Source organism: Gemmatimonadaceae bacterium (assembly GCA_037721215.1).
Taxonomy (GTDB): Bacteria; Gemmatimonadota; Gemmatimonadetes; order Gemmatimonadales; family Gemmatimonadaceae; genus UBA4720.
The window spans coordinates 1-22,998 of the sequence record JBBJNV010000008.1 but is presented as its reverse complement, the minus strand read 5'-3'; the positions used below and the strand labels follow the sequence as shown (position 1 = coordinate 22,998).

Below are 22,998 nucleotides of genomic sequence, written 5' to 3'. Positions count from 1 at the left end.
CCGAATGCCGCGTCACACCAAGATAGTGTTGAGCCGCGCCACCGCTATTGATAAACGCCTTTCAGACTCGCAGGTTGTGTGACGAACTGACTGCATACTGAACACACCTCGCAAGATGCCACCGACTGCGACTTCGGCTTGATACAAGCTCTTACGGATTTGATGACTTCCGTGTTTCGTGGTGCCGGGCCACGCCCGGTTGCTGCGATGTCGCTGGCAGCTGCTCTCATGCTGCTGGCAATTGGTGCATGCGACGGCTCCCTCGATGTCGACGCTCCGCCCCCGGCGATGTCGGCGGACATCGATACCCTCCCGGCGTTGCCGACATCGACTCTCGATATCCCCCTGACCTACGACCTGTCTCCCGTGGTCGAAGCGCTCGAAAGAGCGGTACCGAAAACGTTTGGTGATATCGATGACAGACGACAGTTATCAAACAAAAGAATGCGTGTTGCATTCGAGGCAATACGTGAGCCGTTCAAGGTCTCGCTCGACGGGCAGACCGCCAACCTGACCGCGGTAATCAACTATCAAGGCAAGGGCTGGTACGATGCGCCGCTCGCGCCGGAGGTAAGCGGGTCCTGCGGTATCGATCAACCGAAACCACGAGCGCGGATTCAGATAGCGACGGCGCTCCGCATTACGCCCGAGTGGAAGCTGCGGGGTCGGACGCGCGTGGGAGATGTCACACCATTCAGCGATACGCGCCGCGACCAGTGCCGAGTGACGGTATTCAACATCGATGTCACCGGACGCGTGATCGAAGCCGCGCGAAATGCGGTGATCGGCAAGCGCTCGCTGATCGACCAGAAAATCGCTGCGCTCGACATTCGCCCACGCTTTCAGGAGTGGTGGCATCTACTCCAGCGTCCCATTCCGCTCACCGACAGCGTGTGGCTACAGATCAATCCATCCGCGGTGCGAATGGGCGAGAGCGTGGGCACGCGGCGAACGCTCGTTACTGCGCTGGGCTTCTCGGCCTCTCCCCGGATAGTGACCGGGTCTCGCCCGGCGCCGCTGGAAACGCCGTTGCCGCCGCTGTATCCAGCCGCGGTCGGCGACGGCTTGCACATTCTGCTCGATGGCGTGATAGGATATGACATTGCGTCGCGCCTGCTCGAGGACAAACTCAAAGGGAAAAAAATCGACCGCGCCGGGCAGACGCTCGAGGTCAGTCACGTTCGATTGTTCGGCATTGGCGGGGGCAAGCTCGCTCTCGAGCTTCGCTTCAAGGGCGCCGCGCAAGGCAGGATCTATTTCGTGGGCACCCCTCGCTACGACGCGAGCACGAATGAGCTGTTCGTGCCCGATCTCGACTACGACGTCGGATCGGTAAATGCGCTGGTAAGTGGCCTGGAATGGGTAAAGCACAACGACGTGCGCGAATTCTTTCGCCAGCGCGCCAGATGGTCAGTTGGCAGCGTTATGCAGAAGGGACGTGAACAGCTGGCGAAAGGACTGAACCGCGACCTTGCACCAGGCGTGCGTCTCACGGCGGACGTCAAAGCCGTTCACGGCCTCGCCGTCAACGCACAGCGAAGCGCAATCCTGCTCCGCGCGCAGGCCGATGCCACCGCAAAGCTCACAGTGAAGAAGGGAGGCTGATGAAAGACGAGGGACTGATTCGCGCGGTGAGTGTTCGGGGCCTGACCGCGAGTATCGTGAATTACACCATCGGGGCCGGGATTTTCGTGTTACCCGCCGTTGTTGCGGCCAGAATCGGTGGCGCAGCGGTAGTGGCGTATGTCGTTTGCGCAATTGCAATGGCTCTCATCGTGATGTGTTTCGCCCAGGCCGGAAGCCGTGTGTCGCTTTCCGGGGGAGCTTACGCGTACGCTGGTACGGTGTTCGGGCCATACGTCGGATTTCTCGTCGCGATGATGTTGTGGTTCGGCGCCAACATCCTCGCGAGCGCGAGCGTCGCCAACATCTTTGTGGGAGCGCTGGGTCAGCTCCTGCCCGCGGCACGCGATCCAATCGTCAGGGCTGTGATTCTGGCGGCGCTGTACGCCGGACTGGCTATCATCAATATGCGAGGAGTAAGAATTGGCATTCGTGTAGTAGAGACATTCGCGGCGGCTAAGCTCGCTCCTCTGATCATCCTGGTCGTGGTTGGAGTGTTTGCAGTGCAATCAATGAACTTCACATGGCCGGGTATGCCGTCGATGGGCGAGATCAGCCGCACGTCGGCGATGCTGATCTTCGCATTCCTCGGCGTTGAGAGCGCGCTTACGCCGAGCGGAGAAGTCAAAGATCCTGCGCGAACTGTACCCTACGCCGTATTTCTGGCTCTTGGCGTCGTGACCCTGCTGTATCTGGCCATTCAGATGACCGCGCAGGGAATACTCGGCCCGGAACTGGCCACCAACACTGCCGCTCCACTCGCTGCCGCTGCGCGCGTTTCCATCGGCCGAGGCGGTGAGCTGCTGGTGATCATTGGCACAGCTATTTCGACATTCGGGTACGTTGCTGGCGATATGCTCGCCGCGCCACGCGGCATCTATGCGCTGGCGCGGGATGGTCTGCTCCCGTCGCCAGTCGCAAAAGTGCATCCGGTCCGGCGCACACCCGACGTCGCGATTGTGATTCACGCTATTGCGTGTTTCGGATTCGCGGTCAGCGGAACGTTTGAGGGTCTTCTCGTTCTCGCGACGCTTGCGACACTTCTGGTTTATCTGGCATGCTGCGTCGCCGCGTTCGAGCTGCGCCGCCGCGACATCAGGACAGGAGAGGGGATCCCCTTCCGAATTCCCGGAGGCCCAGTTGTACCCATCCTGGCTTCGTCGGTTGTCATCTGGCTGATCTCGAGCGCGACTCGCGCGGAGTTCATTGCGCTCGGCTGGATGGTGCTCGTGTCGAGCGTCATCTTTTTTCTCACCCGCATGTCAGGGCGACGAACCTCTGCTTCGTAAGATCCGGTTCCAGTCAGGTACCACGCATGTCCGTTCAGCACACTGATTTTTTCCAACGGTGCACACTTTGAAACTGCTCAAGGTCATTCCCGCCCTTCTCGCTATCGCTCTACTTTCCATCCGCGGCGAAGCACAGCAGCCGATTGACAGCGCGTATTCTGCTCAGATCAAGGCACTTACACCCACCGATGCGCGCTGGAAGTTCACGACCGAGATGGTCGAGACGCTGCCTGCCTCCAGCACGGTCCCGACGCCCCTGAAAATCCTTGGCTACGTGCCGGGGACTGTAGGCAGACTGTCATACGTAGCCGACGTCAACCGGTACTTCACCGCCGTAGCCGCCAACTCCCCCCGTACGAAGCTGTTCTCGATTGGCAAGAGTGATGAGGGACGCGAGATGATCGCGCTCGTCGTAGCAGACGAAGCAACCATTGCGAACCTGGAGAGCTATCGTGTGTCGCTCGCCCGGCTAGCTGATCCGCGCGGTCTCGCACCGGCTGAGAAAGCGCGGCTTATCCGCGAAGCAAAGCCCATCTACTGGCTCACCGGCGCGATCCACTCTACGGAGACAGGCAGCCCTGAAATGCTGATGGAGCTCGCGTATCGTCTGGCAGTCGACGATTCCGAGAACACGAAAGTAATTCGCGCGAACGTGATCACCATTATCACGCCTGTGATCGAAGTTGATGGTCGCGACCGGATGGTGGATGCGTACAAGCTGGCACGTCAGCTGAAGCTGGGCTCCGGTGGCGTTCCTCTGATTTACTGGGGCAAGTACACCGCGCACGACAACAATCGCGACGGCATGGTCCTGTCACAGAAGCTGTCGCAGAGTGTGATGTCCACTTTTCTCAAATGGAAACCGGTTGTCGCCCACGACCTGCACGAATCTGTGCCGTTTTTATACACCAGCACCGGTACGGGACCATACAACGATGAGTACGACCCGATCGTCGTGAATGAATGGCACACACTTGCATACCAGGAGATCAACGAGCTCACAAGACGAGGTCTTCCAGGAGTCTGGACGCACGGCTTCTATGATGGATGGGCTCCTAACTATACCATTCTGGCGGTTGCCAATCTTCACAATTCGATTGGCCGGTTCTACGAGACGTTCACCTCCCGTGGCGCGGATTGCCATACTGTCCGGCTGCCCGCGAGCGCGACGGAGAGGCGCTGGGACCGGACGAATCCTCCCGTCAATGGCGTGCGCTGGTGCATTCGCAGCAACATCAATTACCAGCAATCGGGTGTCCTTGTCGCACTGCGCTATGTCGCGGATCATCGCGAGACGTTCCTCACCAACTACGTCGCCAAGGCCGAGCGGATGATCGACCGCGGGCGGACCTCGGCACCGTATGCGTTCGTGATTCCGCATAAGCAGCGGCATGCTGCAGAAGCCGCCGATCTGGTGAATCTGTTCCGTGCCCAGGGCTCGGAGGTACACGTCGCTGTATCGGATTTCAAGCTCCGACGCGTGCCACCGCCAGCCGCGACGCCAGCTTCCGTTCCGACGCCTGTTTCCGTTCCAACGGCTATTACCGCGCCGACGGCCCTTTCAGATACTGCGGTTGTTTCCGTTCCTGCCGCCGTTGTGGCGCCAACAAATGCAGTCCCTCGCGTCCCATCCGCTGCCCGCCCCGCGCCGGCCGCAGGCTCTGCCATCACTGTCTTGTCAGGCGACTGGATTGTTCGTCTCGATCAGCCATACTCGGCGACGGTGCGTACCCTGCTGGCGATTCAAAAGTACAAGGCCGATGATCCGCCGCCGTACGACGACACTGGATGGACCCTCGACGCACTGCGGCACGTCGAGACCCTCAAGGTCAGCGATTCTTCAGTACTCAGGCAGCCAATGCAGCTGCTCACCGCCGACGCTGTCGTTCGCGGCACGAGCGAAGGAACCGGGAGCACGTTACTTGTAAGGCACCTCGGCGATTGGCGCTCGGCGGTATTGCCGTGGAAGCTCCAGGGCGGACGATTGAGTGTCTCCGACGCGCCATTCACCGCCGGGGGAGCCAGCTACCCGGCCGGGACGTTCATTGTTGAAAATGCTTCACAGCGAAGCCGGGATGCTGTTAGTCAGCTCGGTCTTGCGGCCGTCTCCTCGGGGGGCCGGATAACGGCGGCGATGCACGCCGTCACGCTGCCGAGAATCGCGCTGATGCATTCCTGGATTGAAACGCAGAACGAGGGCTGGATCAGGTTTGCGCTCGAACAGATGGGAGTGCCTTTCACCTATATATCGGAACAGACGCTCCGGCGTGCATCCGCGCTCGACAAGTACGATGTCGTCGTTTATCCGCATGTGAGTGCACCCGCGTCGAGTCTGATCAATGGCCGGCCCATGGTGGGACCGCCGATTCCGTGGAAGAAATCGGCAGCGACACCTCACCTTGGAAAGTGGGACGAGACCGACGACATCCGGCCAGGGATGGGTCTCGACGGGCTTTCTGCACTTCGGAAATTTGTCGAGCGCGGAGGATTGCTGCTCACCACCGGCAGTACGAGCCGGTTGCCGATCGAGATGGGATTCAATCCGACGGTGAGCGTTACCGCGACAACGCGCCTCAATGCGCGAGGTGCAATTTTCCGGGCTCAGACGGTGTCAACGGCGAGTCCTGTTCTGTACGGATACGATAAAGCCACGTTCCCGGTCTACTTCAACCAGTCGCCGGTGATGGCGGTAACTCCGCGGGATACCGCGGCCAACGTTGACGGGATCGACTCAGGCATTCTGGACCAGCGGGAAAGAATGCGGGCCAAGGTGATCCTGAGGTTTCACGAAAAGGCTGACTCGCTGCTCGTTTCGGGTTTGCTCGTCGCTGGAGATGAACTCGCTGGCAAGGCGGCAGTGGTGGACGCGCCGGTGGGGAAGGGACATGTGCTTCTGTTCGGAATCCGCCCGCTCTGGAGGATGGAATCGCAAGGCTCGTTTGCGCTGGCGGTGAATGCCATCGCCAACTGGAACCATTTGAGCTTCTGACTGGCGCTATCACCATCGGTGGGTGACGGGCAGCGGGCAACGGGCAACGGTCCCCGCCGCCACCGAACCCTTTCCGTCAAGCACGTGTCAGAGTTGCGATGATAGCGCTTTCGATTCCCCGGGAACGAGGCGGTTTGAGCGAAAGACAACTGATCGCGCGGGTCGTTGCTGGAGAACCCAGTGCCCAGCGTGAATTGTACGACACTCATGTAGACCGCGTATTCAGACTTGCCTTCCGGCTTGCCGGCGACGATGACCTGGCTCGCGATTTCACGCAACTCACCTTCATCCGGGCGTTTGAGCGAATCGGCGATTTCCGCCACGAATCCTCACTCTCAACCTGGCTCCATGCCATCGGTGTTTCGATAGCCCTGAACGGCTTGCGCAAGGTGAAGACGGCAAAGAACCGTGAAGCGCCGATTGAAGCGGCATCGGGTATCGGAACGTCGATCAGGGAGGCCGAGCCGGATCTCAAGACGCGTCTCGCGGCGGCAATTGACGCATTGAGCGAGAAGTATCGAACGGTTTTTCTGATGCACGATGTCGAAGGGTTCACACACGATGAGATTGGATCGACGCTCGGCATTCCGGTGGGTACATCGAAGACAAGGCTGTTTCAGGGACGTGCAAAACTCCGTGAGGCGCTGGCGGATTTCAATGGTGAGTGGATATCATGAATGACGATAACCGGCTGGATGATCTGATTCGCAGGGCAGCGGCGGGGCATAATTCTCCGCCGGAGACACCGCGCGAGGAGATGTGGGCGGCGATCGACGCGGCGAGGTTCAACCGTGACGGCACAGTCCCGGACGTTCCGCGACTGTTCGTAGTACCGGCGGTAGCCTCGGCGACCGGTAGGCCGGTCGCTCGCGAGTCCTTGCCTGAAACGATATCCCCTCGCCCTCGCTTCGGCTGGTTGAGCATGGCAGCCGCGGCAGTGCTTCTCGTGGCTACTGGCATCGGTATAGGGAAGTGGACAACGAACAGCGCCGGACCCGCGCGAAGCATTCCGGTTAAAACAGCTTCTACAGGCGTGCGAGTGCCGGCCATCGTATCGCTCGGCGAGCCTGGGGAAGGGCAGGCCGCTGAATTACCGAACTACGCCGAGGGGTTGGCCGCTGAATCTCAGGATCCTCTGCGCGTGGCCGAGCCCAGCGCGGTTTCGACGAATCGCCCGCGCTCCGGGTCATTCCGAAACCCCATGGCATCACCTGTCACATCGAAGGCAGACAGACGAGTAGCCACCGGGCTCCGCAGCCTGCAAAGGTCGCCATCGACTGGCGGATTCGCGTCTGACGATCGGGAAACTTCCGCGGCTGGATCGCAGTCTGTAGTGCCCTATCAGGTCGCGACCATCAGACATCTCACCGATGCGGAAGCGTTGCTGACGTCGTTCACGCTCGAATCCCGCGACCAGCAGACGGATTCGCGTCTGGCGGGGTGGGCGAAGGGTTTGCTGTCCAACACCCGCCTGCTTCTTGATTCCCCGGCAGGCGATGATCCGCGGCGCGCGAAGCTCCTCGAAGATCTCGAGCTGGTTCTGGCGCAGATCGTCCAGCTATCGCCGCGCTCTGCAGCTCAGGAGCGCGATCTGATCGACGGCAGTCTCAGAAACGGAGCAGTAATGACACGCTTGCGCACCGCGATTCCCGCGGGGCCGACGAGAGGATATTAGGGAGACATGATGAAACTGACAGGATTGATCGTAGCGGCCGCCATGTTTTCCGGTGCGCCTCACGAATGGCCGCGGACCGGGGCAGCGCCGGTCGCAGCTCCGGCGATGCATCTCGCAGCTAACATAGCGGTGCGTGCGTCGCGATATGCACGGGATTCCGCGGACGTACTGTATCGCGAAGCGCGCGAGGCACTGAGCCGGGGCGAGTACGCACGCGCGGCGAATCTGTTCGGCAGAGTCGTCGAGCGGTTTCCGAAGTCTGAGTACGCGGGCGAATCGCTCTACTATCAGGCGTTTGCAATGTACAGAAGCGGTGGCACGGAGAAGTTGAAGGATGCGCGAACGCTTCTCGCCCGGTTGCAGAAGAAATATCCGCACGTTGCGCGCAGGGGCGACGTGGCGACGTTGCGCACCCGCATTTGCGGGGAGCTGGCGCGGCAGGGTGACGCGCCCTGCGCCGCGGAGGTTTCCGAGGCGGCCGCGAGCGTCGGCGGCATTGTCGGAAATGCTCTGTCCTCAGCGCAAGCCCCACTTGGAGCGCTCGGTGCAACCGGCGCGGGGGCCTCACGCGCTTCAGGCAGAACGGCGGCCACTGCCCGGGGTGCAAATTGTCCGGCCGAAAACGACGAGGATGACGAACGCATCGCGGCGCTGAACGCGCTGCTGCAGATGGATGCCGCGCGGGCACTTCCAATACTGTCGAAAGTACTTGATCGCCGGGATGCATGTTCAGCCGGCTTGCGCAGAAAAGCGGTGTTCCTGGTTTCGCAGAAGCGCACACCGGAAACGGCTGACATCCTTTTGCGGATTGCCCGTAACGATCCGGACCAGGAAGTGCGCGAGCAGGCCGTGTTCTGGCTTTCGCAGGTGTCGGACGAACGCGCCGTGGACATGTTGCAGGAGATTCTGCGAACCTCGCGCGAGGAGGGGTTGCAGAACAAGGCGCTGTTCGCACTGTCGCAGCATCGAAGTGGGCGCGGCGCCGCGATTTTGCGTGAGTTCGCCACCCGCGATGGCACCTCCGACGAACTCCGCGGACAGGCGATTTTCTGGCTGGGACAGCGTAGATCGCCGGAAAACACTGAGTTCCTTCGGTCGCTCTACTCCCGGCTGAGAAACGATGAGCTCAAGGACAAGATCCTTTTCTCGCTTTCGCAGCAGCGCGGTGTCGGAAACGACCAGTGGCTGATGGACATTGCGATCAATCCCGCCGAGACAATCGAGCTGCGCAAGAAAGCGCTGTTCTGGGCAGGTCAGGGTGGCGTGTCGCTCGATCGACTGGTTCCGTTTTACTCCAGGATGAAGGAGACCGAGATGCGGGATCAGATGATCTTCGTGTTTTCACAGCGCAACTCGCCCGCCGCTGTCGACAAGCTGCTCGATATCGCGAAGAATGATCCAAATCCCGAGCTCCGAAAGAAGGCGATTTTCTGGCTCGGCCAGTCACGTGACCCGCGCGTTCAGCAGTTTTTGCTCGATCTCATCAACCGGTAGAGGGCAGGTCCAATGATTTCCAGACAGACAGGTCTCGTTGTAATTGTCGGGTCACTTGTGGTGATGGCCAGCCTGGTGCCGCGACACGCTGCTGCGCAGGGCGCTTCGGTTGCTCGCCGTATCGCCGCGGCGCCTGATGGCCGGGTACGTTTTGCTTTTGCCGCGCGCCCCGGTGTGTGTGGCAACGGCGACCATATCAGCCGAAGCAACAGCGGTAATACGCAGTGGAGTTACAGGGAATCGGCAGACGTTGTGTGGGATCAGGAGTGCAGCGTCGGCCCCGTTCGCATCGTTGCCGATGTTGGCAATGGGCGAATCATGAAACTGCGCACCTATGTCGGCGGCCGGTGGCGTCCAGCGAGTGGCACCGTCACTGATCTTGGAATCGTCTCCGCGCGGGACGCGAGCGATTATCTGATGAGCCTCGTCTCCACGGGCAACGATCGGGTTGCGAAGGACGCCATCTTTCCCGCGACGATCGCGGATAGCGTCGTGGTCTGGCCCGCGCTGCTGCGGGTAGCACGGGACGAGTCCCGGCCGTCAGAAACCCGCAAACAGGCAGTGTTCTGGGTTGGGCAGGCCGCAGGAGACGCAATCACGGCAAACCTCGCCAGTCTGGCGGGTGAGAATGATATCGACCGGGAGATTCGCGAGTCTGCGGTGTTTGCCCTGTCTCAGCAACGAAATGGCGAAGCTGTGCCCGCGCTCATCCGGATCGCCCGCACCAACCGTGATCCAAAAATCCGAAAGAACGCGCTTTTCTGGCTGGGCCAGTCGAGAGATCCACGCGCCCTTGCGCTGTTCGAGGAAATCCTCACGCAGCGTTAGCGGTCAGAAAGCGCGCCGAGGACGTCGGTAATCCTGGCGGCCTGAGCCATGCCCTTGACGGTGTTCATGATCGGCACGCCAAGGGCTTCTCGACCCTGTATTCTCAGTGCTTCGGCCACGAGATATCCGGTCACCGTATAGGTATACGGTATACCGAACGATGGACGGTCAACCCAGTCGCCTTCGTCAATGAGTTCCTGTGGTCCCTTGTAGACCTGTGTCCAGAGAGCGTAGGAGCGGTTTACGTCGAGAAAGCCGTCGCCAACCTGCACCGTATCGCGGCCGGGCACGATTGGTTTCTCGACGAGCTTCTCGACGAGTCCCTGTCGCAATGAATGATTTGCGAGACCCAGCGTTTTGCCGTAACCGCCGGTAGAGAAGAAAATCGCTCGCTCGGGGTATGAATCCTTGATCAGTCGCAGCGTGACGATCTGATCGCGGGTCAGATAGCCCGGCTGAATGGTTGCGACGAGATCCCGCTGCTTGAACAGCTGTGGTTCGCGGAGCTCGAGATATTCGGGCAGCGCGTCTGCTTCGGCGAAGCTCATTGCCAGCGGCGATCTGGTCGGCTTCGGCCATTGCTTGTCCCGATAAATTGCTGGGCCTTTGGCCGCGTCATATTCACGCACCGGCCGGCGAATCATTTGCCGAACGAACCAGTCGGTGTTCAGATATGAAGTCACCAGTACCAGTACGTCCTGGCGCACGCCTTCCACTTCCTGCGCATACCAGAGGGGGAAGGTGTCGTTGTCTCCGTTGGTGATGAGAATGCCGTACGGCTCGACGGAGTTCAGCATATCTGCTCCCCACTTTGCCGTGAAGGTGTCACCGCGGTGCGATGCCGCCTTCCAGTTGCCGACGAGAGGCGCGCACGCGATCAGCAGGAGAGGTGTGGCGAGCAGCCAGCCGCGACGGCTGGCGTAACCGGCGCCATCCGCTTTCGCGCCGCTCGACCCGTCAAGTATCTGAGCGACGGATTGCCAGATATACACAAGGCCGAGCGCAGCCCACACGCCCCACGCCGAGTAGCTCCAGATGTAGAAGTAATCCCGGTCTCGCACCTCGCGAGCAACGTCGTCACCCAGCTCGGGCGACTGCGACCATCCATACTTGAAGTTCATGTAGTAGATGAGCGCCAGCGTCAGTGTGAACATCAGCGGCCCGAAATACCAGAACGTGCGGCGGTCGTGCGTCCAGTGGACATATCCTCCTATCAAGCCAAGAGACAGAAAGACGACTGCCAGTATCGCCTGGAGTGCCGCGCTTTCTCCGTGCGCATCGCGCAACCACTGCCACTTGAAATAGAGCCACCACATGCCGACCTGGGCAGTAAACGGGGCGCCGCGTTCGAGTTTTTTGCCGTACTGCTCGCGGTTGATGTTATCCATCACGCGTTTTTTGGTGAGCTCACTGAACGTGCAGGCGGCGCTTATTTCAGTGACGCAGGCCGTTGTCTCGCCTTCGTTGATTGCCGGAAAGTAAGCTGACCGAATCGGCAGGTAGATGAACGGCGTGAGGCCCAATGCCATCACCAGCAGTCCCTTCGTAAGTAAACGCCAGTTCAGAAAAGTTTGCCAGCGGCGCACGAGAATAGCCACGCCCACTGCGGGTGCCGCAAGAAATCCGGCAGGGTGATTGGCATAGCCAAGGCCAAGCAGGAAGGCGACCAGTATGAGCCGGCGGTTGGCTTTGGGACCATCGGGATCGTCGGTCCACGAAATCATCAGCCACGAGACGGCAGTGAAGAAAAAGAGCGAGATGGTGTAGACCTTCTCGTTTACAACGCTCTGGTTCCAGACGGTGAACGCCGTTGCGCCGATCAAAGTCGCAAGAGCGGCGCCGAGCAGGCGTTGCCACCCGTTGCCAATCCATCCTGAAAGAATTCGCTCGGTTATGAGAAACCAGAATCCAGCGGACAAGGCGCTGGCAAGCGCGGCCATCGTATTGATCTGCTGCGCGTAGCTGCCGGGAAGGGGAAGCTGGCCGAACACATTCGCCAGCAAGATGAAAAAGGGGTTGCCGGGGGGATGCGGCAATCCGAGCACCTTCGCGGCGGCCATGTATTCGCCGGTATCCCACATCGCCGTGGAAGGCGCAATCGTGATGAAGTAGAGTACGAACACCGCCAGCGCCGCGATTCCCGCCGCGGCATAAGAGGGCTTGTAGCCCGCCCCGGTGTCTGAATGAGAAAGCGTTGCGGCCGATCTTGAGTTGACTGCTGTCATCGTTGTTTCGAGGAGGTTGCGGTGCCGTGGTCGAGCACCCCGCTTCAAGCGAACAAATCTACACCTTTGCGGGGGCCGTCCCCGGGCCGTCAAAACCCGACGAGCACGCATAATCCGCCTTACTCACTACCTTACCATGATGGACTTCTCCTCGATTTCGACACAACTGTCATCCAATCCGTTGATTGCGATGGGCATTCTTTTCGTTGCGGGCGTGTTGACGAGCCTGACGCCCTGCATCTATCCAATGATTCCGATAACGGCCGCCATTGTCGGCGGGCAGACGGTAGGTGAGGAGAAGCCGCCGCGATGGAGGACGCCGCTCCTGACTTTTGCCTATGTCATGGGACTGGCGCTTGTATATGCTTCGCTAGGGCTCGTCGCTGGCCTTACCGGCACGATGTTTGGTTCGATAAGCACCAACCCGTGGTTCTATTTTGCGATGGCGAATCTGTTGATGATCGCGGCCCTGTCGATGCTCGACGTTCTACCCGTACGACTCCCTGCGTCGCTCGTCACGCGTGCATCGAGCGCGGGAACGGCTGGCCGATTCTCGGGGGCGTTCGTGATGGGGTCCGTTTCGGGCCTGGTCGCGGCTCCATGCGGTGCGCCCGTGATGGCCGCCGTCCTCACCTGGGTCACGACGACGAAACAGGCAGCACTTGGGTTCGTCTATCTGTTCAGCTTTTCGGTCGGTATGTGTGCGCTACTCGTTGCTGTCGGGTTGTTCAGTGGGACGGTGACAAGGCTGCCGCGCGCGGGAGCGTGGATGGTATGGGTGAAGCGCGGGTTCGCACTCGTCATGATTGGAGTCGCGGAATACTATCTGGTGCAGATGGGGTTGCTCCTGATATGACGGCGCCAAGGCGTTCTGAACACTTCCCGGTTACAGCGGGTAAATAACAACCGATGACCGCCCTCCCCCCAATGGAATTGCTCCGATGCGACTAAGCAACCTCATGTCCGCCGCCCTGATTGCAGTTTCGGCGACTCTTGTCTTTACTACCTCCGCCAGCGCCCAGGAAATCGGGATCGCGGTGGGCAAACGCGCTCCGGCCGCGATTGTCAAAACTCTCGACGGAAAGTCGGTCGATCTCGGCTCGTATGTCGGCCGCACGCCGATGCTTATCGAGTTCTGGGCGACATGGTGCCCGCAATGCCACGAACTCGAGCCAGCACTTCTGGCCGCGCAGAAGAAGTACGCCGGCAAGGTCAAGTTCATCGGTGTTGCGGTGTCGATCCGACAATCTCCGGCGCGCCTCAAGGCATATGTCGCCAAGAACAAGCTCACCCACGAAATACTTTTTGATGCCGACGCCAACGCTTCTGACGCTTATGAGGTGCCGGCTACGTCGTACGTCGTCGTCGTTAACCGCAAGGGTAACATCGTTTACACCGGGCTCGGCGGCTCCCAGAATCTGGAAGCCGCAATTCGAAAAGCGCTTTAGAGGGAATCCACCGGCACGGGTGCCAGCTTGTCGATAACGGCGCCCAGCTCGGTGTAGGCGGTGGCAGCCAGAACCCGGAACGGCTTTGTAACGTAAGCAACCTTTCCGGCCGGATCGATCACATATAGAGCCCGCGTGTCGGTGTTCCGTTTCGCGTCGAACGAATCATACATCGCGCCCACCTTCGACCCCTTGTCGCTGGCGAACAACATCGGGAAATGCTGCTCCCGGGCCCACGATGCGAGAGTTGTATCTGCGTCGACGCTGATGCCGACCACCACGACTTTTCTTCCATTGTTGAACAGCGTGGCGTACTGATCACGGTACGCCTCCATTTGGACTGTTCAGCCCTTTGTCCGCGCCTGGTAGAAAAATGCCAGCACTACAGTCTGTCCGCGGTAGTCGCTGAGCATGAACGGCCTCTGCAGGAGGCCGTATCGCGTGGCTCCCGGCAATGAGAAATTGGGAGCCATGCTGCCCACCACCAGGGCAGCGGCCGGGACTTGCCGCGGCGCCTGCGCGCTGGCCGGTATTCCCGTCAGGACAAGGGCGGCCGCCATTCCGATCGTGAAACTCCGATGCATCATTTGTCGTTGTTCGCTGGAGGGTGAGAAGGTATGATAGCCGATGGTACGAGCCTCGTGCCAGCGGGCAATCGAGAATTTTCGAAGTGCAAACCCAACGGAGTTTCCAACGATGGCAGCGCCGCTCACCGCAATCCCCGGCCATACGGGCAGAATCGATTCCGCATCCCGCGCGGGAACCCGGACGATGGCCGCCGAATGGCCGATCTACGCCATCGTCGCGGCCTCGACGTGCATTGCCGTTGGACTGATCTGGGACATCTCATGGCACCGCACCATCGGTCGCGACACTTTCTGGTCGCCCCCCCACCTGCTCGAGCAGATCGCCGCAGTCGTTGCAGGACTGAGCTGCGCCTGGATCGCGCTCCGTACGAGCTTCGGAAATGACAGAGTAGCGGAGAGCAGGTCGGTCCGTTTCTGGAAGTTTTTTCATGCCCCGCTCGGCATCTGGGTCTGCATCTGGGGCACCGTGATGATGATTACGTCGGCGCCGTTCGACAACTGGTGGCACAACGCGTACGGGCTGGATGTCAAAATTATCAGCCCGCCGCACATCATCCTTCTCATGGGTATGCTCGGGATTCAAATCGGCGCGATGCTCCTTGCACTGGCAGCGCAGAACCGGGCGACCTCAGAGCGCGACCGCAGCCGCCTCGGGATGATTTTCGCCTATTCCGCCGCTGTGGTCGTCGTCATGATGACAATCATGCTCATGGAAGACGCAGGTTTCGCCAATGAGATGCACGGCTCTGGTTTCTACAAGGCCACGGCCGCCGTGCTTCCGTTGTTCCTGGTAGCGTTCGCGCGATCGTCGAGACTCAGCTGGCCAGCGACGCGCATCGCAGCATGCTACATGGCAATCGTCATTCTCAGCATCTGGGCGCTGCAGCTCTTTCCCGCTCAACCGATGCTCGCTCCGATCTACAATGCGGTCACGAGCATGGTGCCACACCCGTTTCCGCTGCTCCTGGTATTTCCCGCCCTCGCATTCGACATTCTCATGCGCCGTGCGGGCGCTACACACGACTGGCTGCTGTCGGCGGCACTGGGCGTGACATTCGTCGCAGTCATGATCGGGATACACTGGTACTGGGCTGAGTTCATGCTCTCCCCCGCGGCCCGGAACTTCGTATTTGGCGCCGATCAGTGGGACTACACCGAGCGGCTTGGCCCGTGGCGTTACGAATACTGGAATGTCGATAAGGACGCCCGCGGCAATTTGAGCGTTCCAACGCTCGCTGCAGGTCTGGGTATGGCCGCGATCTTCGCTACCGTTGGCTCCCGGGCGGGGCTGTGGTGGGGCAAGGGCATGTCCAGAGTCAAGCGCTAATGTATGGGCTCCCATACATGTTTCAGCGTTTCGTTTCGAGAATTGACGCTTCCGTTGAGGGTGCGGGAGTGAAGACAGCTTTCCGGATTTTCGGAGTCGCACTTCTTTACATGATCGCCGCCGCGCATGTCGGTAGTCCTGACACGTGGTTCGAGGGCAAAGCGGGTGCCTACCCGGTGACAGTTCAGATTATGCCGGCAGGGGTTGTTCCGGGCGTGGCCCGTGTTTTCGTACGCATTGCCGGTGATCAGCCCGAGCGCGTTACAGTTCAGGCCAACCGTTTCGACGCAACTGGTGGCGCACCGCCACCCGAGGTGGCACCTCGTGTAGAGGGCGAAGCCGGACTGTTCGCCGGTAACCTGTGGATAATGACTGGTGGATCCAACAGCGTCACTGTCGAGGTCACCGGTGCCAGGGGTCGAGGTAGTGCGGTCGTTCCAATGGTGGCGTCGGCAACGCGCCGGCTGGAGATGGATGTTCCAATGGGCATTGGCCTTGCGGCGATGGGCATCCTCCTCTTTGCCGGACTCGTGACGATCATGGGTGCCGCGGTACGCGAGAGCACCCTCCCCCCCGGTGAAGCAGCGGGTACAGCCAGTCATCGACGCGCCCGTAATGCCATGCTCGCAACGACCGTTGTCGCTGCCGCACTGGTGTTTGGCGGGTGGACCTGGTGGAATGCGGAAGATGAAGGGTTTGTCGACAGCATGTTCAAGCCGCTCAAATCGCAAGCGAGTGTTCGGACTGGCCCCAGCGGAGCCGTACTGCACCTTGCCATCGTCGATTCACCATGGGTGATGCGCGGTGACTCTGCATGGCTGAGCCGAAATCGGGCCAGCGCGTGGACTCCGTTGATGCAGGACCACGGCAAGCTCATGCACCTGTTCCTGGTTCGCAACGATCTCTCCGCGTTTGCTCATCTGCATCCGTCATCCGTCGATTCGGTGAGCTTTCTGGCTGACTTGCCAACTCTGCCGGCGGGACAGTACCGGGTATTCGCGGATATCGTCCACGAAAGTGGATTTACCCAGACGATGGTGAGCTCTCTGAATCTTCCGACCCCGGCCGCACCCATATCGAAGACAGCTGCCACGGGAGTTTTCGGGGTAGCGGGGGGAGTTGCAGCGTCGGCTTCGGGCGCCAGTCAGGATGATTCGTGGCTCGCCGGCCCGGTGGATAAGCAGGCGACCACGGCAACACTTGCAGGGGGTATCGCGGTGACATGGAACCGCCCACCGGGCCCCATTCTGGCGGGGGTGCCGGCCCCGTTGCAATTCACCGTAACTGACCGTGACGGCGGTCCGGCTCAACTGGAACAGTATCTGGGGATGCCCGGGCATTCGGTCGTCGCGCGGGACGACGGCTCAGTATTCGTCCATCTTCATCCGGTCGGGACGATCTCGATGGCTTCCCAGATGGCGTTCGCCATGCGCGAGCCGGGAGACACTGTCAGGGGCCGCCTTGGCAAGAGAATAGCCGCGGCAGCGATGCCCGACATGGCCCACGATTCTGTCACGTCCAACATCGTCTCGTTCCCGTATGCATTCCCCAAGCCAGGGAACTATCGGGTATGGGTGCAGGTGAAGCATCAGGGAGCGATTCTGACAGCCGCATTTCACGCCACTGTCGAAGATGGCGCGGAGCGTGCACGGTAATTGCCCGATTGGTCAGGCTGGCGCGGTTGAACCCTATCCAGCGCGTCGCGTAGCCGACCCCAACAGGGAGTTCCACATGAATCGCAAGCTTATGTCGTTCGTCGCAGCGGGGGCCGTCACCATTGCGTCGCCTTTGAGTGTCGCTTTCGGTCAGTCGGCGAAAGCTCCTGCTTCCCAGGCAGGCAGGCTGGCTGGTCCGACCGTTGCCGCCAGCACAGCGGGCATCAGACCATCCACTTCCGTCAAGAGCGCGGCGTCCGCGCCTCAGGCTCGCGATGAGCGAAACATGGGGGCGGGCCAGAACGTGGCTCTCATGGTTGTCGGAGGTGCAGCGCTCGTAATCGGCGCCGTGATAGGCGGCACTGCCGGACTCCTACTCGCCGTAGGCGGAGCCGTGGTTGGCCTTTACGGGCTTTATAACTTCGTTCAGTAGCGCAATCGTTGGGGGGGGGGGGGGGGGGCCCGCCCCCCCCCCCCCCCACGACTCTACTTTCGCCGGTCGTCGACCGCCGACAATCTTTCCGTACGACGGAAGGCGGATGGTGCAGACCGCTCGTCGGTACCACGCGGCGCGGTTTCAGCAACAGCCCTTTTTGTCGCCCGACGAAGCGGGCTCCCCAGATCTGGAAGGTCAATCGCCGCTCTCACGTAGCCATATCGGCCATTGAATCCCCCGGGTGACTGCCCCGAGAAGAGATAAATGCCCCGCGTCTGATTGGCCGTGATGAGCGTGTCAGGATAGGTGTCGAGAACGTTGTTTGCGCCCACAGTCAGATTCAGCCGATTGGCAAACTTGTAACTCAGGGCAAGGTCGGCGACCCACTGAGAACCGAAAGTCTGATCGGCAACTCCACTTGTTGCCCCCTGGAATACCGTGAACTCGCCGAACCTGCTTGCATGAATATTTGTGGTCAGGTTGCGAAACACGTGATTTGCTGTGAGGCGGACGCTGTTCTTCGGCTGGCCTCTTTCAATGAGAGTGCGCTGAACACGGTCGAACAACGCCGTGCTGACGGCCGTCAATTGCGGCGGCGTGGCCTTCACGTTCCTCACGTCGGTCTCATTCTGGTTGTAGCCTCCGGTGAGTCTCAGCAGTCCCGCCTCACCGAGCTCGATGCCGTAGTTGACGACTACGTCGAGCCCCTTGGTGCGGGTATCGATGGCATTCGTGAAATAGCGGGCACCGCTTACGCCGGGAATCCCGTTGTTCGCCAGGAGGTTACGTACCGAGGCGTCGATGAAGTTGCCGGAGAGCACGATCCGGTCGTCGATTTTCACATCGTAATAGTCAGCCGAGACCGAGAAGTTGTTGCGAAGCCGGAAGGTCAGGCCGCCGCTTACGTTGAACGATTGCTCCGGCGTCAGCGCCGTTGCGCCGAGCAAGGTTGCGCCGGGGCTCCCAACAGCGAATGTCCGAATCTCGAACGGTGTGTTGACACCGCCGACGTTCACGAAGTTCGTCGCAACCGAGGAAAAATTGGACTGGCCAAGCGAAGGGGCGCGGAACCCCGACTGTACGGCGCCGCGAATCGCCAATCCCGGGACAATCTCGAGCCGGGCAGCGAATTTCCCGTCGACGGTGGAGCCAAAGTCACTGTAGTTTTCGACGCGTCCGGCAACCGCCAGCAGCAGCTGCTGAATCGGCGTGGCCTCGACGTCGATGTATCCGCCGACGTTGGTACGAGAGGCATCCGCTTCGTCAACGGGTCTGAATCCGGGAAACACCTGCGTGAACGGCGGTGCTATGCCTCCCGCTCTCGGTCCGTCCAGAATGCGCTGGGTTCCAACCGCGAATGAATTTTCGTCACCGCGCTCCAGCTTGTATCCATCGCGCCGCGCTTCCGCGCCGACAGCGACGTTGACTGGTCCGAGCCCTGTGCCTCTGAACAATCTTGCGAAGTCAAGATTGCCAACCAGTTGATTCAGCCGCAGCGCACCAGCATAGAATTCGGTCGGCGACGCCAGTCCCAGTGAGACGTTGGCGGTCTGCTCGATGTTGAACTCGAATGAATTCGCCCCGTAAACCCCGCTCAGATCCCACTTCCATTCACCGAAATTACCACGCACTCCCAGGGAGGCCGAGCCATCCCTGATGTCGCTACCGATGAGGGGCAGAAAACCGTTCGGATAAAGGCCGCGAATCGTTCTGTCATCGGAGCTTCGTCGGAAGAATCCGGGCGCAAGACCATCGCGCATCCCGTAGCCGCCAAACGCATAAACCCTGAGACCCGATTCGAGCGGGATCTCACCGTTCAGGAAAAATCCGAGGTCGCGCGACTCGGAGTCACCCGACCAGCTCTGCCGCTGATTTTCATTTCCATAGATCGCAGTGCCATCAGGCAGCTCAGCGCAGCCGACGGTAACGCTGAAACACTGAACGGTTGTATCCACGCGTGCACGGTTGGTACGGTCGCGGTTCCTGAACTCGCCAGTCAGATGAACGAAGCCGTCTCCGCGAATCGCACGGCCCAGATTGCCGTCGATCTGAAAAACCTGGCCGTCAGAGTAATCGGCGCTTCCGCCGAGGCCCTCGAAGGTGGAAAACGTCCGGCCAACAGTTGTGGACAGCGACGTTTGTGCTTCCGATTTCAGAATGACGTTGATGACGCCCGCGATGGCGTCGGATCCGTACTGTGCAGCGGCGCCATCGCGCAGAATCTCGATGCGTTCGATAGAGGCCACCGGAATCGCGTTAAGATCGACGCTGGTAGAGCCGCGTCCCACCGATTGGTTGACGTGGACAAGCGATGTGGTATGACGCCGCTTGCCATTGACGAGAACGAGGGTCTGGTCCGGCCCCAGACCGCGGAGTGTCGCCGGCCTGATGTGATCCGTACCGTCGTTCACCGACGGCCGCGGGAAATTCACCGACGGCGCGAGCATCTGAATCACCTGACTCGTTTCCTGTGCGCCGGTATTCCTGATTTCCGCAGCCGACAGTACGTCGATTGGTACCGGTGCTTCGAGAACAGTACGATCGGTCGCTCGAGTGCCCGTGACAACAACTTCATCCAGCCCGGTGGGGGCACTTGAAAGAGTAAAATCCTGAGTGGCTGTCGCCCCCGATGTGACTACAACGGTATCCTGCTCCGGCGTGTAGCCGATGCGATTCACTCGAACCACATACTGCCCCGCAGCCAGATCGAGCCGGTACGATCCATCCCCACGCGTTTTCGTGGCCTGCAGCGTGCCTTCCACCGATACGAGCGCGTCACCCAACGCCTGAGCGTTTCTCGCGTCGGTGACGCGGCCGGCGATGGTGCCCGACTGAGCTTGCAGAGAAGACCCAGTTGCGAAAAGCATAAGAGAAAACAGGAAGCAACTCAGCTTCCGACCCGACGCGGCGAAAAGCGCGCGCGTCGGATATACGGGTTGCAGTGGGACAAGGCCTTGTGTCATAGGGCAACGTTCTCCAGTATGGGCAGACAGCTTCGCTCGGGAAATGCCGTGGGGGAGCGGTCCCAATATCCACCGGGAACGGCAGGAGTGCAACAATGAATGACGTGCTTCGCGAGCACGGCGGCCTTACATTGTTCAACTCGTCAAGTCCGCGAGCGTTGCAGCAGATCCATGTCAAACCCGAAGGAGTGTAATGATGAAACCGATTTCACCCACGATTCACGGCGTGCTCGATTACCTCATGGTCCCGGTGTTCTTCCTTGCGCCGAGGCTGTTTGGATTCGACGGTCTCCCCGCGACCATCTCGATGGTTCTTGCCGGAGTTCATCTCATCCTGACGGCGCTGACCGCGATGCCGCTCGGCCTGATCAAGGTGATTCCATTCAAGGTTCACGGCGCCATCGAGCTCGTCGTGGGCTTTGCACTCATCGCCCTGCCGTGGATCCTCGGTTTCGCCCAGGTCAACTCCGCGCGAAACTTTTTTCTCGCCGTGGGAATCGTGATTCTGATCGTGGCAATGCTTACCGACTGGAAGAGCACCGGCGGTGTGACTGCTCGCAGCTGAACCGCCACCGTCGGTTCCAGTCAGGGGACGTGCAGCACCCCTGACGACACGAGTACCGACGCACCCCCGACCCGGACGGCTTGAATCGCACTACCGCGAATGTCAGTCTCCACCTCAAGCCGGCTCGGTCTTCCCATCTCGACACCTTGATGGATCGTCCATTTCAGCAATCCGTCCTGCCGGTTGGATCGCCACGCGAGGTAGCCACCGAGCGCAGCGGCCGCTCCACCGGTGGCCGGATCTTCCGTGATCCCCATGGTGGGCGCAAACATGCGCGACCTGATCACGCCATCGCCGCGCTGGACACCATCGCGCGCGGCAGATTCGAGGTCTTCGACGAATAGATAGATCTCGGGAGCCCAGGTGTGGCTGAGCTCTTTCTCCCAGATGTCGAGCCGTACGCGCGCCCTTCCAAGGGCAGCGAGGTTCCGTAAGGGGACGAACAGAAATGGGACGCCGGCCGACACGGCCTCGACCGTCATGGATCCGCCGCTCTGGATGTCGCCGGGCGCGAGTGAGAGAATCGACGCAAGTATATCGACACCGGGAACGCTCTCCCTTCTTTCAGGCAGCCGCGGTGCCGTCAACTGACAGAAAACGGAGCCGCTCGCGGTGGTGCGGATCAGTACCCGGACGGGGCCCGCCAGCTCTTCGAACACGATTCGTGTATCTGCACCGGCAGACTCGATCTCGCCGGTGACGGCCAGCACAAATGCGGCTCCCACCGTTGGATGCCCTGCGAAAGGGAGTTCGCCGCCCGGGGTAAAAATCCGGAGCCGTCGCGTGTGTGAAGGATGCTCCGCCGGTAACACGAACACTGTTTCGGAGAAATTGAATTCTCGCGTGATGGACAACATGTGCTCGTCACTCAACCCGATGGCGTTGGGGAGGACGGCCAGCTGGTTGCCGCCGAACGCTTCGTCGGTGAAGACGTCAGCCGTATGGTATTGGTATGGCATGCGTCAGGTACCATCCGCTACACTGGGTGTAATCAGATGCAGCGGCGACTTCGATTCAGTTGTGAGCTGGTCTATGGTGCACTGAGCGGGAGCCTTGTCCGGCCGCCAGCGCAAAAATTTCGTACCGTGCCGAAAGCGTCCACCGGTAAAATGGTCGTACTCGACCTCCGCGACGAGTAAGGGCGCCAGGGGTTTCCACTCCGAGCTTCGTTTCGTGCTCCACCTGCTGGGACCGCCAGGTGCCTTGCCGGTGAATCCCGGTGCCTCGATGAGACCTTCGAGCTTTGGCACCAGCTCTTCACGAGTCGCGGTGCTGAACGCTGACGAGAAGCCAACATGGTTGAGTAACCCATCGTCATCGTACAATCCCAGCAGCAACGAGCCGATGACCGGGGCCTTCTCGAGATATCTGAAGCCCCCGACCACGCAGTCAATGGTTTTCCGTTTCTTGACCTTGATCATGCCGGATCGCTCGCCAGACATGTAAGGCAGATCGAGACGCTTGGCAACGATTCCGTCGAGTCCTCCGCCGACGGTTTCAAACCACTGCGTCACTACATCAATTTCCCGGGTTGCCGGCGAAAGTCGCACACTGTCGTCCTGCAGATACTTCAAGGCAAACGAGTCGAGCAGGGGCCTGCGTTCGATGAGCGGGTGCGAAACCATCGGCAGGCCCCGCTCGCTGACGAGGAGATCGAAGACGATATACACCGCTGGCGTTTCCGTCGAGAGCTTTGCAATTCGGCTTGCCGCCGGGTGGATGCGCTGCAGCAGATCGTCGAAGGAGAGTGCGCCCCTGACGGGCACGACGATTTCACCGTCAAGCGCAAACCGTGGGGCCTCGAGTGCCAGAAGCGCCGCGACCACCTCCGGAAAATACCTTTCCAGCGGCTGACCGGATTTCGACTGAAGCCTGACGTCGTCGCCATCCCGAA

The 22,998-nt window shown here is 60.4% G+C and carries 19 protein-coding genes; 13 read left to right on the top strand and 6 right to left on the bottom strand.

The window, feature by feature from the left end:
- The first annotated feature begins 162 nt into the window (after positions 1-162).
- From WKF55_05520 to WKF55_05490, 7 genes are all read left to right on the top strand, one after another.
- Positions 163-1,605, top strand: coding sequence for a DUF4403 family protein (locus tag WKF55_05520; GenBank protein ID MEJ7759033.1), 1,443 nt, complete (start codon positions 163-165; stop codon positions 1,603-1,605).
- Positions 1,605-2,912, top strand: a complete 1,308-nt coding sequence (locus WKF55_05515; GenBank protein ID MEJ7759032.1) for an APC family permease — start codon at positions 1,605-1,607, stop codon at positions 2,910-2,912. Before WKF55_05520 ends, WKF55_05515 begins: the two co-directional genes overlap by 1 nt.
- A gap of 58 nt (positions 2,913-2,970) precedes the next feature.
- Positions 2,971-5,901, top strand: a complete 2,931-nt coding sequence (locus tag WKF55_05510) for a M14 family zinc carboxypeptidase (GenBank protein ID MEJ7759031.1) — start codon at positions 2,971-2,973, stop codon at positions 5,899-5,901.
- Positions 5,902-6,035: 134 nt separating this feature from the next.
- Positions 6,036-6,578 (top strand): RNA polymerase sigma factor, encoded by a 543-nt coding sequence (locus WKF55_05505; GenBank protein MEJ7759030.1) that lies wholly within the window; start codon positions 6,036-6,038, stop codon positions 6,576-6,578.
- Entirely contained in the window at positions 6,575-7,576 is a 1,002-nt protein-coding gene (locus tag WKF55_05500; protein ID MEJ7759029.1) for a hypothetical protein, read from the top strand. The genes WKF55_05505 and WKF55_05500 overlap by 4 nt, the downstream gene beginning before the upstream one ends.
- Before the next feature lie 6 nt (positions 7,577-7,582).
- Complete coding sequence (locus WKF55_05495; protein MEJ7759028.1) at positions 7,583-9,070, top strand: HEAT repeat domain-containing protein; 1,488 nt, start codon at positions 7,583-7,585, stop codon at positions 9,068-9,070.
- A gap of 12 nt (positions 9,071-9,082) precedes the next feature.
- Positions 9,083-9,898: a HEAT repeat domain-containing protein gene (locus tag WKF55_05490; GenBank protein MEJ7759027.1), complete on the top strand. Its 816-nt coding sequence runs from the start codon at positions 9,083-9,085 to the stop codon at positions 9,896-9,898.
- Here the strand turns inward: WKF55_05490 and WKF55_05485 are convergent.
- Complete coding sequence (locus WKF55_05485) at positions 9,895-12,123, bottom strand: DUF2723 domain-containing protein (protein ID MEJ7759026.1); 2,229 nt, start codon at positions 12,121-12,123, stop codon at positions 9,895-9,897. The two genes, WKF55_05490 and WKF55_05485, sit on opposite strands and share 4 nt — an antisense overlap.
- 139 nt (positions 12,124-12,262) lie before the next feature.
- On the opposite strand from WKF55_05485, the gene WKF55_05480 reads away from it, so the two are divergent.
- The gene (locus WKF55_05480; protein ID MEJ7759025.1) at positions 12,263-12,979 is read left to right on the top strand and encodes a cytochrome c biogenesis protein CcdA; all 717 of its coding nucleotides are present in this window, start codon (positions 12,263-12,265) and stop codon (positions 12,977-12,979) included.
- Between the two features lie 85 nt (positions 12,980-13,064).
- Positions 13,065-13,571 (top strand): TlpA disulfide reductase family protein, encoded by a 507-nt coding sequence (locus WKF55_05475; GenBank protein ID MEJ7759024.1) that lies wholly within the window; start codon positions 13,065-13,067, stop codon positions 13,569-13,571.
- On the opposite strand, the gene WKF55_05470 is transcribed toward WKF55_05475, so the two are convergent.
- Together WKF55_05470 and WKF55_05465 are read right to left on the bottom strand one after the other, a co-directional pair.
- Positions 13,568-13,906 carry a redoxin domain-containing protein gene (locus tag WKF55_05470; GenBank protein ID MEJ7759023.1) on the bottom strand — a complete coding sequence of 113 codons (339 nt, stop codon included), beginning with the start codon at positions 13,904-13,906 and terminating at the stop codon, positions 13,568-13,570. The genes WKF55_05475 and WKF55_05470 overlap by 4 nt on opposite strands.
- A 9-nt stretch (positions 13,907-13,915) precedes the next feature.
- The gene (locus tag WKF55_05465; GenBank protein MEJ7759022.1) at positions 13,916-14,158 is read right to left on the bottom strand and encodes a hypothetical protein; all 243 of its coding nucleotides are present in this window, start codon (positions 14,156-14,158) and stop codon (positions 13,916-13,918) included.
- A gap of 40 nt (positions 14,159-14,198) precedes the next feature.
- Here WKF55_05465 and WKF55_05460 point away from each other — a divergent pair, with 40 nt between their 5' ends.
- The 3 genes from WKF55_05460 (at position 14,199) to WKF55_05450 (ending at position 17,573) form a co-directional block, all read left to right on the top strand.
- Entirely contained in the window at positions 14,199-15,485 is a 1,287-nt protein-coding gene (locus WKF55_05460; GenBank protein ID MEJ7759021.1) for a hypothetical protein, read from the top strand.
- Between the two features lie 68 nt (positions 15,486-15,553).
- Positions 15,554-17,140 carry a hypothetical protein gene (locus tag WKF55_05455; GenBank protein MEJ7759020.1) on the top strand — a complete coding sequence of 529 codons (1,587 nt, stop codon included), beginning with the start codon at positions 15,554-15,556 and terminating at the stop codon, positions 17,138-17,140.
- A gap of 76 nt (positions 17,141-17,216) precedes the next feature.
- Positions 17,217-17,573, top strand: a complete 357-nt coding sequence (locus WKF55_05450) for a hypothetical protein (protein MEJ7759019.1) — start codon at positions 17,217-17,219, stop codon at positions 17,571-17,573.
- 53 nt (positions 17,574-17,626) lie between these two features.
- Here WKF55_05450 and WKF55_05445 read toward each other — a convergent pair whose 3' ends face one another.
- A complete protein-coding gene (locus WKF55_05445; protein MEJ7759018.1) occupies positions 17,627-20,443 on the bottom strand; it encodes a TonB-dependent receptor in 2,817 nt (938 codons plus the stop codon).
- Positions 20,444-20,732: 289 nt separating this feature from the next.
- Here WKF55_05445 and WKF55_05440 point away from each other — a divergent pair, with 289 nt between their 5' ends.
- Positions 20,733-21,104: a hypothetical protein gene (locus WKF55_05440; protein MEJ7759017.1), complete on the top strand. Its 372-nt coding sequence runs from the start codon at positions 20,733-20,735 to the stop codon at positions 21,102-21,104.
- 20 nt (positions 21,105-21,124) lie between these two features.
- Here WKF55_05440 and WKF55_05435 read toward each other — a convergent pair whose 3' ends face one another.
- On the bottom strand, positions 21,125-22,063 hold the full coding sequence (locus WKF55_05435) for a PhzF family phenazine biosynthesis protein (protein ID MEJ7759016.1): 939 nt from the start codon (positions 22,061-22,063) through the stop codon (positions 21,125-21,127).
- 3 nt (positions 22,064-22,066) lie between these two features.
- Positions 22,067-22,998: ATP-dependent DNA ligase (locus tag WKF55_05430; protein ID MEJ7759015.1), on the bottom strand; the 932-nt coding region annotated here is incomplete at its 5' end.